Genomic DNA, 14650 nt, shown 5'->3' with positions numbered 1-14650 from the left:
AAGGCCTCTGCAAACAACCCCTTCTCCTCCGGGGAGAAGGGGTTTTCGGTTCCCACCGGCGCCATTCGTCAAACCACCGGCACGTCGAACACTTCCCCTGCCCTGAGCGGACGAAAGCGATCCGGCTCCACGCCCTCCGCCTTCAACGCCACGTCCAGCGCCTGCACCGGCGCATCGATCCCCTCGTCCGTCAGCTGGAACGTCGCAAAATGATGCCCGGCGACATAGGCGGCGCTGCAGAGCTTCATGCCCTTCACTGCCTCTTCCGGGTTCTGGTGCTGGCCCTTCATGAACCAGCGCGGCTCGTAGGCGCCAAAAGGCAGGATCGCGAGCCGGAAGCCGCCATGCTTCTGCCTGACGGCCTCATAATTGATACCATCGTGAAAGCCGGTATCGCCCACATGGTAGATCTTGCCAGCCGGCGTCGTCAGCACGAAAGCCGCCCAAAGCGCCATGCGCCGGTCGCCCATACCGCGCGCCGACCAGTGATGGCAGGGCTCGACGTCAATGGTCACCCCGCCCTTGACGGCAATGCGATCGCCCCAATCGACAACGGCGATATCGGCATCGGCAACGGCGCGGCGGATGATCGTATCGTTGCCGAGCGGGGTGACGATCTTCGGCCGGTGTGCCGTCTGCAGCCGCGCGAGCGTCGCAACATCCAAATGGTCGTAATGATTATGCGTGACGAGGACGAGGTCGACGGGCGGCAGGTCCTCGAAGCGGATGCCGGGCGGCACCACGCGCTTCGGCCCGACCGAGCGGAACGGGCTGACCCGCTCCGACCAGACCGGATCCGTCAGGATGTTCAGGCCGGCAATCTGCACCAACATCGAGGCATGCCCGACCATCGTCACCCGCATCTGCTGGCCAAATACATGCCGGTCGGGCTTGGCGGGCGGAAACATGCTGATGACAGGATTGGGCCAGCGCACCCGGCCGCCGGCGAGCTGCCATTTCAGCAGATCAAGCGAATTGCCCGGCCCGACCCCGCCCGGATTGAAGAAGCGCAGGCCATCGAAATGGTCTGATGTCGGGCCTTGATAATAGGGATTCCGCTTTCGGCCGGGACCTGATGCTGTCGTCATTCTCCGTCCGCCTTTCGCTCATCCGTCGCTTCAGGTTTCGCTGGTAGACCAACCTTTGCCAGCCACTCTTCGGTCTCGCGTGCCGTGAGCGTTTCCTCGATCACGACATTCGCAGGCATGGCAAAAAGCTGCGGCGTGAAGAAGCTCGTATCCCAGAACGCCGCGCCTTCGAGCGAGGGCGACAGCAGAATGACCTGCGTGCCCTCGACGCGCGCAATAGTATCAACGGAGGCCTCGCCCGATATCTCTGTGGTGCCGGATAAATCGGGCTGCACCGTTTCATAGCGCCACCAGGGCTCGTCATTGCCCTCCTCCACCACGGTGACGCAGCGCGCCATATCGACAATGAACCTGTTGGGCGCGCGGCCGCCCGGCAGCGTCTCACCGAAGGCGGACTGGATCAGCGTCAACAGATGAAAGCAGTTGACGATATTCTCGTACCGCAAGCGGAAGCCGCGTCCACTCGGCCCATGCAGGACGAGCAAGCGGTCGCTGCGGCTCAGAAGCATATGGCGCACCCAGGCAGCCCCCGGAGTATAGTCCTGCAGCTGGGCCAGCTGCGCCATCAGATTGACGTCACCGGCGGCAAGCGCGCGCTCTTTCGGCATCGCGGCGAGATGCGTGACGGCGGACTGGCCAAGCAGCTGAAAGGCCTCGAGCAGCTGCCGCTGCTTGGGGCTCAATTCCTTGCGGCTGGCAAAGCCACGATGGATCTGCGGCAGCCAGGCGGTAAAAAGCTCCCACACGGCCGGGCCGCTGCGCTCCGCCGAACCGCCAGTCTCGGCGATGGTGCCGAGCATATTGGCCAGGATCGCCGCTCCGGGCGGCGGCAGGCCGCGCAGCTCCCGTGCCGCCCTCGTTACGATTTTCGGCTGCACCTTGGCGTCGGCATAAAAGGCCTGCGCCGCCGCGTTGAACCGCGCATCGACCCGGCCGCCGGCATAGATGCGACAGGCGGCAAGAAGATTGGTCAGGGCTGCATCATTCATTCTGATCTGTCTCGGAAAATCATCTTTAGGCGGGGGTCGATAGGATAGTGGGAGGCTTGTATTGGTGGCAAAGCGACGTTCATATAGTGATATTGGGCATGCATCCCAGGCATTTCCGCCGCTTTGGGTTGACTTTGATGACCTTTTCCTGTTTATCGCCCGCAATCTGCGACGAGCACAAGCCTCCGAGCCACCGACCGGGACCCATAAAGGTATAAAGAGATCCCGGAGGTCAACACCCGACAGCGCGATGCGCCCTCGGGTGGTTTTTGGCTTTGCGTCTTGTTTTCGTCATGGAAAAGCACGACGTTTTCGGGCAAAGACCCGCGCATATGCGCAAATCCAAAGCTCCAGGCGATCGATAAGGAAGAACTGATGTTTGAAAACCTCCAGGACCGTCTTGGTTCCATTCTGAATGGACTGACAGGCCGCGGCGCGCTTTCGGAAGCCGATGTTTCCGCAGCACTGCGCGAGGTTCGCCGTGCGCTTCTCGAAGCCGACGTGGCGCTTGACGTTGTTCGCTCCTTTACCGACCGCGTCCGTGAAAAGGCCGTCGGCGCCGAGATCCTGAAGTCGATCAAGCCGGGCCAGATGGTCGTCAAGATCGTCCATGACGAGCTGATCGAAATGCTCGGCGGCGACGGTGTGGGCATCGACCTCAACGCGCCGGCCCCGGTCGTCGTCATGATGGTCGGCCTCCAGGGCTCGGGCAAGACCACCACTTCTGCCAAGATCGCCCATCGCCTGACGAGCCGCGACCGCAAGAAGGTCCTGATGGCCTCGCTCGACACGCGCCGTCCGGCAGCGCAGGAGCAGCTGCGCCAGCTCGGCGTCCAGGCCAACATCGACACGCTTCCCGTTATCGCCGGCCAGTCGCCGACCGATATCGCCGCCCGCGCCGTGCAGGCCGCCAAGCTCGGCGGCCATGACGTCGTCATTCTCGATACCGCCGGCCGCACGCATATCGACGAGCCGCTCATGGTCGAGATGGCCGACATCAAGAAGCGGTCCAACCCGCACGAAATCCTTCTGGTCGCGGATTCGCTGACCGGTCAGGACGCGGTCAATCTCGCCCGCAATTTCGATGAGCGCGTCGGCATTACCGGCCTCGTGCTGACCCGCATGGACGGCGATGGCCGCGGCGGTGCGGCCCTTTCGATGCGCGCCGTGACAGGCAAGCCGATCAAGCTGATCGGTGTCGGCGAAAAGATGGGCGAGCTGGAGGAATTCCATCCCCGCCGTATCGCCGACCGTATCCTCGGCATGGGCGACATCGTTTCGCTGGTCGAGAGAGCAGCCGAGAATATCGACGCCGAAAAGGCGGCCGCCATGGCCGCCAAGATGGCCAAGGGCAAGTTCGACCTGAACGACCTCGCAGACCAGCTGCGCCAGATGCAGAACATGGGCGGCATGGGCGGCATCATGGGAATGATGCCCGGCATGTCCGGCATGAAGGACAAGATGGCCGCCGCCGGTCTGAACGACAAGCTTTTCGGCCGCCAGCTCGCCATCATCTCCTCGATGACCAAGGCCGAGCGCGCCAACCCGGACATCCTGAAACATTCCCGTAAGAAGCGCATCGCCGCCGGCTCCGGTACCGACGCCTCCGACATCAACAAGCTTCTGAAGATGCACCGCCAGATGGCGGATATGATGAAGATGATGGGCGGCAAGGGCAAAGGCGGCATGATGAAGCAGCTGATGGGCGGCCTTGCCGGCAAGATGGGTCTTGGCGGCGGAATGGGCGGAATGCCCGACCTGTCGAACATGGACCCAAAACAGCTCGAAGCCCTGCAAAAGCAGGCCGAAGCCGCCGGCCTCGGCCGTCCAGGCGGCCTGCCGGGCCTCGGTAGCGGTGGCGGATTGCCAGGTCTGGGCGGCGCCAAGCTGCCGGGCCTCGGTGGTGGTTTCCCGGGACTTCCCGGTTTGCCGAAGAAGAAGTGAAAGGATCGTTGACCCCCATGATTGATCCAGAAGTAAAGGCCCAATTGGGCAACTACCGCCAGTCCATCGACAATATCGATGCCGCGCTGGTGCATATGCTGGCTGAACGCTTCCGCTGTACCAAAGAGGTCGGCGTGCTGAAGGCCAAGTACGAACTGCCGCCGGCCGACCCGGCGCGCGAAGAATACCAGATCGAACGCCTGCGCCGTCTGGCAAAGGACGCCAATCTGGACCCGGATTTCGCCGAGAAGTTCCTGAACTTCGTCATCAAGGAAGTCATCCGGCATCACGAGCAGATCGCAGCCGATCTGAAGGCGTGATCCCGAATTGCGTCAAGCGGCTTATCGAGAGAACGCCTGCGACACGCATAACAGAAACGAACATACCGCCTCAACGAAGCGGTCAAGAAAAGCCTAAGGAGTAGAAATTATGGCACTGAAAATTCGTCTCGCCCGCGGTGGCTCCAAGAAGCGCCCGTACTACCACGTCGTTATCGCCGATGCTCGTTCGCCGCGCGATGGCCGTTTCCTGGAGAAGGTCGGTTCCTGGAACCCGATGCTCGCCAAGGACGACGCCAAGCGCGTTGAGCTCGATGCCGAGCGCATCAAGCATTGGCTCGACCACGGCGCTCAGCCGACCGACCGCGTTCTGCGCTTCCTCGCTGAAGCAGGCGTCGCTACCCGCGAAGCCAAGAACAACCCGGAAAAGGCAAAGCCGGGCAAGCGCGCTCAGGAACGCGCTGCTGAAAAGGCACAGAAGGCCGCTGACGCCGCTGCTGCCGAATAATCGGCCTTTGCAATCATCAAAAACGGGCGGCATGGCGACATGTCGCCCGTTTTTTATTTCCCATCGGCAAATGTTCATCCTATGAGAGAACGCAACGACAGCGCCTTAGATCTGCTGCATAATTCATAAAGTCGATTCCGATTTGAGGAATTATGCGATGATCCCGGCAATCGGCGAAGAGACCATGACGAAACTGCAAAACCCGGTATTGATGGCGACCATTGGCGCGGCACAGGGCCTCAGGGGCGAGGTGCGGGCTCGCGCCTATACCTCCGACCCCACGGCACTCGGCGACTATGGCCATCTGCACAGCATGGACGGCCGCAGCTTCGAGGTGCTGGAAATCCGCGAAGCCAAGAACGTGGTCGTGGTGCGGCTGCGCGGCGTCAACGACCGCAACGCCGCCGAGGCTTTGAACGGGCTGGAGCTCTACATCGAGCGCGACAACCTGCCGGATGACGAGCTCGACGACGACGAATTCTTCTACGCTGATCTCGAAGGACTGGAAGCGGTCGACGACAAGGGTACCGGCTACGGCACGGTCAGCGGCGTCTATGATTTCGGCGCCGGTGATCTCCTGGAGCTGAAGGGCCCGGGCAAGCGCCCGGTATTGATCCCTTTTTCCGAAGCAGCCGTGCTCGAAATCGATCTGGAAGGCGGCAAGATCCTGATCGATCCTCTGGCAGCCGGGCTTGTCGACAACCCCGACGACCTCATCGGCAAGCCGCAGAAGCCGGAAGGCAAGACGAAGAAGTAATCCTCATTGGGAAGTGACCGCGCCATGAGTTTCCGGGCGACCATCCTCACGCTTTATCCGGAGATGTTTCCCGGCCATCTCGGCACGTCCCTTGCCGGCAAGGCGATCGAGCGCGGCCAATGGGCACTCGACACCGTGCAGATCCGCGATTTCACCACCGACAAGCATCGCACCGTCGATGACACGCCCGCCGGCGGCGGCGCCGGCATGGTGCTGAAACCGGATGTGCTTGCCCGCGCCATCGACCATGCCAGCAAAAACGATAGCCGGCCGCGCCTGCTGATGAGTCCGCGCGGCAAGCCGCTGACCCAGAAGCGCGTGCGCGAGCTTGCCGCTGGCGATGGCGTCATCATCATCTGCGGCCGCTTCGAAGGCGTCGACCAACGGGTGATCGACGGGCGTGATCTGGAGGAAATCTCGATCGGCGACTACATCCTCTCCGGCGGCGAGCCGGCGGCGCTGATCCTGCTCGATGCCATCGTCCGCATCCTGCCCGGCGTCATGGGCAACGACCTTTCGGGCCTGCACGAAAGCTTCGAGGGCGGCCTGCTGGAGCACCCGCACTATACTCGTCCGCAGATCTGGGAGGATCGCGAGATCCCTGCCGTGCTGACCTCGGGCAACCACGCCGCCATCGCGAAATGGCAGAAAGAACAGGCCGAAGAACTGACGCGGGCACGCCGGCCGGATCTCTTGGAAAAGTAACAGGGTTTAGCCACCTCGCCGGTCCGGCGACGATCAGATCATGGCCGGGTCGGCTCTATCGGCATCGTGAAGGTGAACTTCGTTTCACGTTCATCCGAGCTGACTTCCAGGCGTCCGCCATGAGCCTCGGCGATCTGGGAAGCGATATAGAGCCCCAGCCCCAACCCTTGCTGGCTCGTTCCCGCTTCGCCTCGGCTGAACGGCTGGAACAACAGCACTTTTGCAGCATCCGGAATGGGATTGCCCCCATTCGCAACCGATATGTAAAGAGTGCTGTCCTTGACGAAGGCTGAGACGCGAACCGGCGCATCGGCGGATCCGTGCGTGACCGCATTGCCCAGGATATTCGATAGCATCTGGCCGATACGGCCATGATCGACGCGCACGTCATCCTGCACATCTATATCGGTTTCGAAGCTGCGTTCAGGATGAGCAGATGTAATTTCCGCCACAACCTGCTCAAGCGTGGAATTGAGCGATATCCCGGAAATTCTCTCGAGTCCTATACCGCCGCCCAATCGCCCGCGCGCAAAGTCCATCACGTTGTCGATCAACCGGGACATGCGAAGCACGCTGCCGCGCATCAATGTCAAAATCGTCTGCGCGGTCTGGCTCTGGGGCTCCTTGAGCAGCATGCGGGTGCCGCCATCGATCGAGGCCAGCGGATTGCGCAGGTCATGGCCGAGCACGGCGATGAACTGCTCGCGCAATTCCGATGCCGCCTGCGCATCGAGCAGATCCGTGCGTGCGGCACTCAGCTTGGAGCCGGCGTCGAGATGATAGGCTATCAACTCGGCGAACAGCTTGAAGGTTGCAAGCGTCTGTGGGTTGCTGAGCTTATGCGGCTTGGGATCGATGGCGCATAATGTCCCGAAGAAGGTGCCGTCAGGCAGAACGATCGGGACGGAAATATAGCTCTGCAGGCCATATATCCGCGGGGTATGATGATCGGCATAGATCGGGTCTTCGGCGACATTATCGATGACGATGACCTCGTGATGCTGGCGCACCTCGTGGCAAAGCGTCGTCTCAACCTTGAGCTCTCCTCCGGCAGGCAGACCGAAGTGGACATTGTCCAGCACCTGACAGGCGATCCACCGGTCCTCGGTAACGCGCGCAACAGCAGCAAAACCCATGCCGGTCGTGCTGCACACAACGTCGAGAATCGTCGGTACGGCGGCTATCCGTTGAACCGCCTGAATGTCGCTCTGAAAATCTTGTGTCATTCGCCCATTAAGCAGGGTGTAATATCAATTTGTATGCCGGACGATAACGTCCACCATCTGTGGACGCAATAACTTTTGACATACCGCAACAACCCGTTTGCGCGGCATATCTGAATGGGTCAATCGACACTGACGGCGGCCATGTGCTTTTGGAAGTGCCGCACTATCTTTCGGGAATTGCTGCCAAAAGTCGTAGGGCCGCGAACGTGATTGAGGAATTGCACATCAACCCACGCCCCCTGACGGCCATGGGCAGAATTGCAATTGGAGGAAGTCTTTGTCTGAACTCAAGCGTGACGATGAAAAACGAGCGGACATTGTCATTCAGCTCGAGCCGCAGGATCTGGTCCACGCACTCCGCCTGCATTTTCGGCAACACCTTCGCAGCAGAGGCGGACTGATCCGCCTTGCGATCACATGGCTTCTGGGAATGGTGGCTTACGGAATTCTCGTGGGTGGCCTGGTCGATGCGCACGGCGCATTTCTATCCATCCTCGGTTTCGCGATCCCGGCGCTCATCGCGATCATCGGCATCCCCTTTCTGATCGTTTACACGATGGGCGGACGAGCAGCGAGACGAACCTTCCGCGAGCAAAAAACGCTGCAGAAACCCTATCATTTTTCATGGACCGAGAATGGGGTGCACCTTTGGAGCGATTTTGGCGAAGCACGGCTGCAATGGAGTGATTTCCTGAAGGCACGGCAGGATCGCCATTGCATGCTGTTCTATGAATCGCAGCGTCTCTACAGGATCGTGCCAAAGCGCGTCCTGACGAATGATCAGATCGACGAATTACAGGCTTTCGCCATCAATGTGCCGGATCATCGCCAGTTTTGACAGTCTCGTTCGTCCCTTTTTCGCCTGTGCGCAGCCCATCATCGTCCCTTTCGCCATTAAAGGCAGGCATCCCGTGCAGATGCAGCGGGATGCCCTCGGCGGCTCGGTAGCGGAGACCCCGACCACGCCTATTTCGTGGCGGCGCTTTCCGCGGCTGTTTCGATAAGCTTGGCAACAGCAGCAGGCTTCGAGACATAGATGGCGTGGCTTCCGGCCACTTCGACCGTGGTGGCGCCGGCGCGTTTGGCCATCATCCGTTGCACTGCCGGCGGGATCATGCGGTCTTCGGTCGTCACCAGGTACCAGCTCTTCTTGTTTTTCCATGCCGGGTTGGTGACCGTGCCGCTGGCCGCAGCAAGGCCCCAGGGAACCTGCGAGGCTGCCATGAATTGCGCAACGTCAGGCTTCACGTCGGCGGCGAAAGCTGCCGCGAACTTCGTCTTGTCGAGGAACAGGAAGCCGTCTTGCGGCGGAAGAATCGGCGGCGGTGCCGCGTCCTTCGGCGAATTGGTCTTCAGCACCGAGATAACGGATTCCCCGGCATCCGGAGCAAAAGCAGTGATGTAGACCAGACCGGCGACTTTCGGATCGCTGCCGGCTTCCGTGATGACGGCGCCGCCATAGGAATGGCCGACCAGGATGACATCGCCCTTGGCGGCATCGATCGCACGCTTGGTGACGGCAGCATCGTCGGCCAGCGAAATGGTGGGATTCTGAACGATCGTGACGTCGTAACCGTCCTTCTTCAGCTTGCTGTAAACGCCCTCCCAGCCCGATCCATCGACAAAGCCGCCATGAACAAGAACGATTGATTTTTTGGCGCTGTCAGCTGCAAAGGCCGGAACGGCCAGAAGGCTCGCCGCCGCGATTGCCAGAACCGAGGATAATTTTATCAATGGATCTCTCCCGTGATTGATACAACGGAGAAAGCCTATAGAGACGGCCCGGGCGGGTATCGAAGATCTGCCGAAAAATTTCCGAAGAAGTTTGAAATCGGATGCCTATACTGCGCCTCAACTGACGACGTGAAACCATAGGTCCATGAATGGCAACGGATCGACCTCTGCCGTTCCTGCACGCCAAAGCCGGCGGAAAACCAATTTGATGCTGAGACGACGTTCTGCCTTCGGCGAATTCCTCCTCAACCCGGAAAATGGGACGCTGACCAGAAACGGCCAAAGAGTGCCGCTTGGTCGAAGAGGCGCTCTGCTGCTCGAGGTATTGCTGAGGCGGCAAGGTGAAATCGTAGCCAAGGAAGAGCTGATCGATGCCGCCTGGGCCGGGCGGGCCGTGGAGGAGAGCAATCTTTCCGTCCAGATTGCCCTTCTTCGCAAGGCAATCGGGCTCGATGCCGAGGGGCGTGAATGGATCGATACCATTCCGCGCGTCGGCTATTGTTTTCGCGCGCAGCCGAAGGAAGCAAGCGAACGCAGCGTCCGGCGCGAAAGATTGTCGATAGCCGTGCTGCCCTTCGCAAACCTCTGCTCAGAGGAAGAGGATGATTTCTTCGCCGATGGTCTTGCCGATGAAATCATCACGACTCTGTCCAAGGTTCCCGGCCTGGTGGTGATCGCGCGCACCTCCAGCTTCATCTATCGCCGCCGCTCCGTCGATATCCGCAGGATCGCCGAGGAACTGGGAGTTCGGTTTGTGCTCGAAGGCAGCGTCCGCAGGAGCGGCGGCCGGGTCCGGATCATCGCCCAACTCTGCGACGGGATGACAGGCGGGCAGCTATGGAGCGAAAAATACGACCGGGATCTTTCGGATATCTTCTCGCTTCAGGATGACATCGCCCGCAGGATCGGAACCGAACTGCTCGCCGTGCTGAATCCCGTCGAAGCGGCCGAATGGCCCGCATTCTCCCCGGCAGGCACGGCCAGCGCCGACGCCTATCAGGCCTATCTTCGCGGCAGGGCGATGCAGCGGGGCGCCACCCAGAACGCCGATATATTCCGGCGCACCGTGGAATGCTTCCGCCAGGCCATGACACACGATCCGGCATATGCGGCACCCTATGCCGCTCTTGCAATGGCCCTCTCGCACAATCACTACAATCGCTGGACCGAGGACTCGGATCGATCACTAGACGAAGCAGCCAAACTCGTGGCGGAGGCGATTGCGCGCGATCCGAATGATCCGCTCGCCCACGGCGTCGCAGCCCTGATCGCCAAATACCAAACGAACTATGAGATGTGGGAGACCGAGGTCGAGACGGCCCTTTCCCTCAATCCGAACTTTGCGCCGGCGCTGTCCCTGAGAGGGACGCTGCGAATGTATAGCGGCAATCCCGGGGCGGCGATCCGCGACCTCGAGCGGGCGATAAGATTGGATCCGCATTTTTCACAGACCTATCTTCACCATCTTGGCGTCGCCCACATCATTATCGGCAACTGCGAAACAGCCGTGTCGCTGCTGAAGGAAAGGATCGCGCTGGTCCCGGAAACCGATATGAGCAGGGCGTGCCTCGCCTCGGCGCTTGGAAGCCTGGGCCGTATCGACGAGGCTCGGGAGACGTGGCGCGAACTTCTCGCGATACACCCCAGATATACCTATGCCGACGGTATAGGCCGTATGCCATTTAGAAACCCCGACGACCTCGCCAGGGTCGCTTTCGGGCTTCGCCAAGCGGGAATTTGCGTCTCCGACCTCCCGCACTAGCGCGCTGCCGATGACACTCCCCAGCCGCTGCGGATCATCTGTCTGCGCTTATGGCGCCGGCTGCCCAAGCTGGGCACCGCGCCACTTGGCGATATAAGGCCGTGCGAACATGTAGAGGCCGCTGAATAGCAGCAGGAAGAGCGGCAACAGCGGCGAATAGACCACCCAGGCGGGCGGCGTCCCCAAGGCCATGGCGACGAAGTTTGCAATGACCGTTGCCGCGAAGACGATCGACAGCCAGCGATGGGTCTGCCTGATATGCTTGCTCCAGTTCATTGATACCTCCCTTTGGGAACGCGCCGAAGGCCGGCGGCATGGGTGATTGCTCTACGCCTGCTTTGCCGGACGCGCGGGTGACTTCCCCTTCGGCCGACTGGCCGAGGACATGTTCAAGGCCACGGCGGCGAGAATGAGCGCCTTCAATGCCTCTTCATCGATCTCGTCGCCTTCATGAAAATCGATCGCGCGCCGGGTGTTGCCTTCGAGGCTGGAGTTGAACAGGCCTGACGGATCCTCCAACGAAGCGCCCTTTGCAAAGGTCATCTTCACCGCACTCTTGTAGGTTTCGCCGGTGCAGATGATCCCGGCATGCGACCACACCGGAACGCCTCTCCATTTCAATTCCTCGACCACATCGGGATCGGCCTGCTTGATGACGCGCCGGATGCGCGCCAGCATTTCGCCCCGCCAGCCAGCCAACTCCGCGATTTTCGCATCGATGATCTGAGAGGGAGTGGCCCCTTCATGGTTTTCGCTCGTGTCGCTTTTCTTCATCGCTGCGCTCGCTTTCCTCATCATTGTCATCACCGGCGGTTCGTTGTCGCGGCAGACTTCAGCTTTGCCCCGCAAGAACCTGTTCCAGATTTGCAAAGAACCGCTGCCATCCGTATTTGGCGCCCTGGTATGCCTGCTCCTGATCCCGCCGGAAGCCGGATTGCTCCATGCGCAGATGAGTGCCCGCACCCCTCGGCGTGAGGATCCAGGTGACGACGCTTTCGAGGCCATGGGCGTTCCAGGTATAGGCCAGCGTCTTGTTCGGCTCGACCTCGAGAACCTGACAGTCGACGGAACCCCATTCGGCGGTCAGCTTGAAGGAATGGTCGACGACGGGCTTGAAGTCGTTCTTCATGAGCCACTCCTGGATCAGGTGCGGCTGCGTAAGTGCGCGCCAGATCTTTTCCGGCGGAAACGCCACCTCCCGTTCGACGACGACGGTGCGAATTTCAGTCGATGTGTCGTTCATTGGTCCATCCTTTTCAGAAGATCTTCGAGATCATCGAACCGGCTTTCCCAAAAACCGGCCATTTGGCTCGTCCAATCGATCAGCGGCGCAAGCGCCGAAAGCTGCGCGCTATAATGTGTCTGGCGGCCTTCGTGACGGTCGCGCACCAGCCCGGCCCGCTTCAGCACCGCCAGATGCTTCGAGACAACCGGTTGCGAAACGCCGGCCCGCTCCGTCAGAACCCCGACCGTCTTCTCACCTTCGCGGCACAGCCGTTCGAAAATGGCCCGGCGGGTGGGATCGGCAAGCGTTTTAAAGAGCGCGTCATGAATGTTTGCCACCTGGAACCCATACCTCGTTGGCTATGGATTAACGTATAGCCAGTTAGCTATGAATGAGTCAAGCGGCATGGACACAAGAATCCGCACCAGAGGCGCGATCGACCATCCATGCCCAAGCGCCCGTGGCTATTTGCCTTGGCGGGTGATAATTCCGATGCGAGCCAATTCGCGGCAAAAACTGCCCTTTGAACCCGCCAGATCCAACAAAGGCGACGAAATTCCCCGCAAAGGGGTGACAAAGCCATGACAATGCGATATGTGCGCGGCCGGCATGGGAAGTTTCCCATCAACCACCAAAGAAAAGCAGACGTATTCGCCCCTGCCTTTAAAGGCATATATCCGAGGCGAGACCTCTAGAGGTCCGGCCGGGGATAGATCGTTCTGGGCGCTCTGGCTGTTGAAGCAACAACGAGGTTGATAACATGAACATCATTCAGCAGTTGGAAGCCGAACAGGCTGCCAAGATCGAAGCCAAGCGCACGCTCCCTGATTTTTCCGCTGGCGACACCCTTCGCGTCAACGTGAAGGTCACGGAAGGCAACCGTACCCGCGTTCAGGCCTATGAAGGCGTCTGCATCGCTCGCTCCGGCGGCGGCCTGCATGAGAACTTCACCGTTCGCAAGATCTCCTACGGCGAAGGCGTCGAGCGCGTATTCCCCATCTACTCGCCGATGATCGAAAGCGTCGAAATCGTTCGCCGCGGTAAGGTCCGTCGCGCCAAGCTGTACTACCTGCGCGACCTGCGCGGCAAGGCTGCCCGTATCGTTGAAAACACCGGTACCCGCGCCCGCAAGCTCAACGACGCCGAGCGCCAGGCAGTTGCCGAGGAAAAGGCTCGCATCGAAGCTGAAAAGATTGCAGCAGCCCAGGCTCTGGCAGCCGAAAAGGCAGCAGCAGAAGCCGCCGAAGCAAAGGCCGCAGCCGAAGCAGCAGCAGCTGCTGAAGCCGCCGCAGCCGCTGAACCGGCAGCAGAATAAGTCTCGATCCATCGGGATCACGATGAAAAAGGCGGCCCTCGGGTCGCCTTTTTTATTGCCTGACGCCTCGAGGATTTCCAAGAGAAATGCGCCGGCTGCTTCTATAAAAGATGTTCTTATGATTTACATGAAGCAATTATTTTGATTAATTTATGAAAAAAATTGCTTTATTATGCCGTAAAAAATTTTCTACCAACCGCTTGTTTTTAGAATTCCCTTCCCATTTTTTATGATTGCCGCCATGGCAACAGCCTTGCCATTGGCTTTCCAAATATGACACTTTCGCGCCACGCTAATCGGGGAAATTTCCATGGCATTCCGTCGTTCGTTCCTTCTGGGCCTCAGCGCCCTCGTGCTTGCCCCTTTCACCTCCTTCGCCGCTGACCTGCCGAACCTTAACGGCAAGACCGTCATCGTCGTTACGGAAAATGCTTACCCACCGCTCCAGTTCATCGACCCAAAGACCAACAAGGCAATCGGCTGGGAATATGACGCGATGAACGAGATCGCCAAGCGCCTGAATTTCAAGGTTGAGTACCAAAACACCAGCTGGGACGCGATGATCCAGGCCGTTTCCGAAGGCCAGTACAACATCGGCATGACCGGCATCACCATCAAGGATGACCGCAAGCAGAAGGTCGATTTCTCCGACCCCTATATGCGCTCCGAGCAGTTCATGCTCGTGCGCGGTGACGAGAAGCGTTTCACCGAGGCGAAGAGCTTCGCCGCCTTCAAGGACGGCCTGATCGGCGCGCAGCCAGGCACAACGCCCTTCTACACCGCCGTCTATTCGGTCCTTGACGGCAACGAGCAGAACCCGCGCATCAAGACCTTCGAAACCTTCGGCGCCACCGTGCAGGCTCTGAAGACCGGTGACGTCGACATGGTGCTGACCGACGGCACGGCCGGCAAGGGCTATGTCGATGCCTCCAACGGTGGCCTCAAACTGATTGGCGGCCCCCTCGGCTCCGAGGATTTCGGCTTCATCTTCCAGAAGGGCTCCGATCTCGTCGCTCCGGTCAACGCGGCGATTGCCAGCCTCAAGGCCGACGGGACCTTCGAAGCGCTGAACAAGAAGTGGTTCCTCGACTACAAGATGGGCCAATGAACGCTGCAGAT

Annotated in this window: 17 protein-coding genes; 9 read left to right on the top strand and 8 right to left on the bottom strand. The window is 60.1% G+C overall.

Going from position 1 to position 14650, the window contains the following annotated elements; all coding sequences use genetic code 11:
* Positions 1 to 68 precede the first annotated feature (68 nt).
* A complete protein-coding gene (locus tag ACQZ6F_RS20365; protein ID WP_449093850.1) occupies positions 69 to 1088 on the bottom strand; it encodes an MBL fold metallo-hydrolase in 1020 nt (339 codons plus the stop codon).
* Positions 1085 to 2077 carry a hypothetical protein gene (locus ACQZ6F_RS20360; protein WP_449093851.1) on the bottom strand — a complete coding sequence of 331 codons (993 nt, stop codon included), beginning with the start codon at positions 2075 to 2077 and terminating at the stop codon, positions 1085 to 1087. The genes ACQZ6F_RS20365 and ACQZ6F_RS20360 overlap by 4 nt, the downstream gene beginning before the upstream one ends.
* A gap of 375 nt (positions 2078 to 2452) precedes the next feature.
* Here ACQZ6F_RS20360 and ffh point away from each other — a divergent pair, with 375 nt between their 5' ends.
* The 5 genes from ffh (at position 2453) to trmD (ending at position 6269) form a co-directional block, all read left to right on the top strand.
* Positions 2453 to 4021 carry a signal recognition particle protein gene (gene ffh / locus ACQZ6F_RS20355; RefSeq protein WP_449093852.1) on the top strand — a complete coding sequence of 523 codons (1569 nt, stop codon included), beginning with the start codon at positions 2453 to 2455 and terminating at the stop codon, positions 4019 to 4021.
* 17 nt (positions 4022 to 4038) lie between these two features.
* Complete coding sequence (locus ACQZ6F_RS20350) at positions 4039 to 4341, top strand: chorismate mutase (protein WP_068394432.1); 303 nt, start codon at positions 4039 to 4041, stop codon at positions 4339 to 4341.
* 109 nt (positions 4342 to 4450) lie between these two features.
* Positions 4451 to 4807 (top strand): 30S ribosomal protein S16, encoded by a 357-nt coding sequence (rpsP, locus tag ACQZ6F_RS20345; RefSeq protein WP_068394434.1) that lies wholly within the window; start codon positions 4451 to 4453, stop codon positions 4805 to 4807.
* Positions 4808 to 4991: 184 nt separating this feature from the next.
* Positions 4992 to 5564 (top strand): ribosome maturation factor RimM, encoded by a 573-nt coding sequence (rimM, locus tag ACQZ6F_RS20340; protein WP_077472039.1) that lies wholly within the window; start codon positions 4992 to 4994, stop codon positions 5562 to 5564.
* Positions 5565 to 5588: 24 nt separating this feature from the next.
* Positions 5589 to 6269: a tRNA (guanosine(37)-N1)-methyltransferase TrmD gene (gene trmD, locus ACQZ6F_RS20335; protein ID WP_449093853.1), complete on the top strand. Its 681-nt coding sequence runs from the start codon at positions 5589 to 5591 to the stop codon at positions 6267 to 6269.
* 38 nt (positions 6270 to 6307) lie between these two features.
* Here trmD and ACQZ6F_RS20330 read toward each other — a convergent pair whose 3' ends face one another.
* Positions 6308 to 7495 (bottom strand): GAF domain-containing sensor histidine kinase, encoded by a 1188-nt coding sequence (locus ACQZ6F_RS20330; RefSeq protein WP_449093854.1) that lies wholly within the window; start codon positions 7493 to 7495, stop codon positions 6308 to 6310.
* 277 nt (positions 7496 to 7772) lie between these two features.
* Here ACQZ6F_RS20330 and ACQZ6F_RS20325 point away from each other — a divergent pair, with 277 nt between their 5' ends.
* On the top strand, positions 7773 to 8333 hold the full coding sequence (locus ACQZ6F_RS20325) for a YcxB family protein (RefSeq protein WP_449093855.1): 561 nt from the start codon (positions 7773 to 7775) through the stop codon (positions 8331 to 8333).
* A gap of 128 nt (positions 8334 to 8461) precedes the next feature.
* Here the strand turns inward: ACQZ6F_RS20325 and ACQZ6F_RS20320 are convergent, their stop codons facing one another.
* Positions 8462 to 9184 carry an alpha/beta hydrolase gene (locus ACQZ6F_RS20320; RefSeq protein ID WP_246662498.1) on the bottom strand — a complete coding sequence of 241 codons (723 nt, stop codon included), beginning with the start codon at positions 9182 to 9184 and terminating at the stop codon, positions 8462 to 8464.
* A 253-nt stretch (positions 9185 to 9437) separates the two neighbouring features.
* Between ACQZ6F_RS20320 and ACQZ6F_RS20315 the strand changes: the two genes are divergently transcribed.
* Complete coding sequence (locus ACQZ6F_RS20315; RefSeq protein WP_449093856.1) at positions 9438 to 10991, top strand: winged helix-turn-helix domain-containing protein; 1554 nt, start codon at positions 9438 to 9440, stop codon at positions 10989 to 10991.
* A 48-nt stretch (positions 10992 to 11039) separates the two neighbouring features.
* Here the strand turns inward: ACQZ6F_RS20315 and ACQZ6F_RS20310 are convergent, their stop codons facing one another.
* From ACQZ6F_RS20310 to ACQZ6F_RS20295, 4 genes are read right to left on the bottom strand one after another with little or no spacing between them, the layout of a single operon-like run.
* Positions 11040 to 11267: a hypothetical protein gene (locus ACQZ6F_RS20310; protein ID WP_449093857.1), complete on the bottom strand. Its 228-nt coding sequence runs from the start codon at positions 11265 to 11267 to the stop codon at positions 11040 to 11042.
* 51 nt (positions 11268 to 11318) lie between these two features.
* Positions 11319 to 11786 (bottom strand): DUF1801 domain-containing protein, encoded by a 468-nt coding sequence (locus tag ACQZ6F_RS20305; RefSeq protein ID WP_449094111.1) that lies wholly within the window; start codon positions 11784 to 11786, stop codon positions 11319 to 11321.
* Positions 11787 to 11823: 37 nt separating this feature from the next.
* The gene (locus tag ACQZ6F_RS20300; RefSeq protein WP_449093858.1) at positions 11824 to 12234 is read right to left on the bottom strand and encodes an SRPBCC family protein; all 411 of its coding nucleotides are present in this window, start codon (positions 12232 to 12234) and stop codon (positions 11824 to 11826) included.
* The gene (locus tag ACQZ6F_RS20295; RefSeq protein WP_267552447.1) at positions 12231 to 12554 is read right to left on the bottom strand and encodes an ArsR/SmtB family transcription factor; all 324 of its coding nucleotides are present in this window, start codon (positions 12552 to 12554) and stop codon (positions 12231 to 12233) included. The genes ACQZ6F_RS20300 and ACQZ6F_RS20295 overlap by 4 nt, the downstream gene beginning before the upstream one ends.
* A gap of 422 nt (positions 12555 to 12976) precedes the next feature.
* On the opposite strand from ACQZ6F_RS20295, the gene rplS reads away from it, so the two are divergent.
* Together rplS and ACQZ6F_RS20285 are read left to right on the top strand one after the other, a co-directional pair.
* Positions 12977 to 13531, top strand: a complete 555-nt coding sequence (rplS, locus tag ACQZ6F_RS20290; protein WP_068394446.1) for a 50S ribosomal protein L19 — start codon at positions 12977 to 12979, stop codon at positions 13529 to 13531.
* A 310-nt stretch (positions 13532 to 13841) separates the two neighbouring features.
* The gene (locus tag ACQZ6F_RS20285) at positions 13842 to 14639 is read left to right on the top strand and encodes a basic amino acid ABC transporter substrate-binding protein (protein WP_068394448.1); all 798 of its coding nucleotides are present in this window, start codon (positions 13842 to 13844) and stop codon (positions 14637 to 14639) included.
* The last annotated feature ends 11 nt before the right edge of the window (positions 14640 to 14650 follow it).

Source organism: Rhizobium sp. A22-96, assembly GCF_053521805.1.
Note: the sequence above shows the minus strand (reverse complement) of the source record. Positions and strands in the feature narration are given on the sequence as shown.

Coding starts and splice junctions, on each gene's coding strand:
- ACQZ6F_RS20365 (WP_449093850.1), bottom strand. CDS start 1,088: ATGACGACAGCATCAGGTCCCGGCCGAAAGCGGAATCCCTATTATCAA.
- ACQZ6F_RS20360 (WP_449093851.1), bottom strand. CDS start 2,077: ATGAATGATGCAGCCCTGACCAATCTTCTTGCCGCCTGTCGCATCTAT.
- ffh (WP_449093852.1), top strand. CDS start 2,453: ATGTTTGAAAACCTCCAGGACCGTCTTGGTTCCATTCTGAATGGACTG.
- ACQZ6F_RS20350 (WP_068394432.1), top strand. CDS start 4,039: ATGATTGATCCAGAAGTAAAGGCCCAATTGGGCAACTACCGCCAGTCC.
- rpsP (WP_068394434.1), top strand. CDS start 4,451: ATGGCACTGAAAATTCGTCTCGCCCGCGGTGGCTCCAAGAAGCGCCCG.
- rimM (WP_077472039.1), top strand. CDS start 4,992: ATGACGAAACTGCAAAACCCGGTATTGATGGCGACCATTGGCGCGGCA.
- trmD (WP_449093853.1), top strand. CDS start 5,589: ATGAGTTTCCGGGCGACCATCCTCACGCTTTATCCGGAGATGTTTCCC.
- ACQZ6F_RS20330 (WP_449093854.1), bottom strand. CDS start 7,495: ATGACACAAGATTTTCAGAGCGACATTCAGGCGGTTCAACGGATAGCC.
- ACQZ6F_RS20315 (WP_449093856.1), top strand. CDS start 9,438: ATGCTGAGACGACGTTCTGCCTTCGGCGAATTCCTCCTCAACCCGGAA.
- ACQZ6F_RS20310 (WP_449093857.1), bottom strand. CDS start 11,267: ATGAACTGGAGCAAGCATATCAGGCAGACCCATCGCTGGCTGTCGATC.
- ACQZ6F_RS20305 (WP_449094111.1), bottom strand. CDS start 11,786: ATGAGGAAAGCGAGCGCAGCGATGAAGAAAAGCGACACGAGCGAAAAC.
- ACQZ6F_RS20300 (WP_449093858.1), bottom strand. CDS start 12,234: ATGAACGACACATCGACTGAAATTCGCACCGTCGTCGTCGAACGGGAG.
- rplS (WP_068394446.1), top strand. CDS start 12,977: ATGAACATCATTCAGCAGTTGGAAGCCGAACAGGCTGCCAAGATCGAA.
- ACQZ6F_RS20285 (WP_068394448.1), top strand. CDS start 13,842: ATGGCATTCCGTCGTTCGTTCCTTCTGGGCCTCAGCGCCCTCGTGCTT.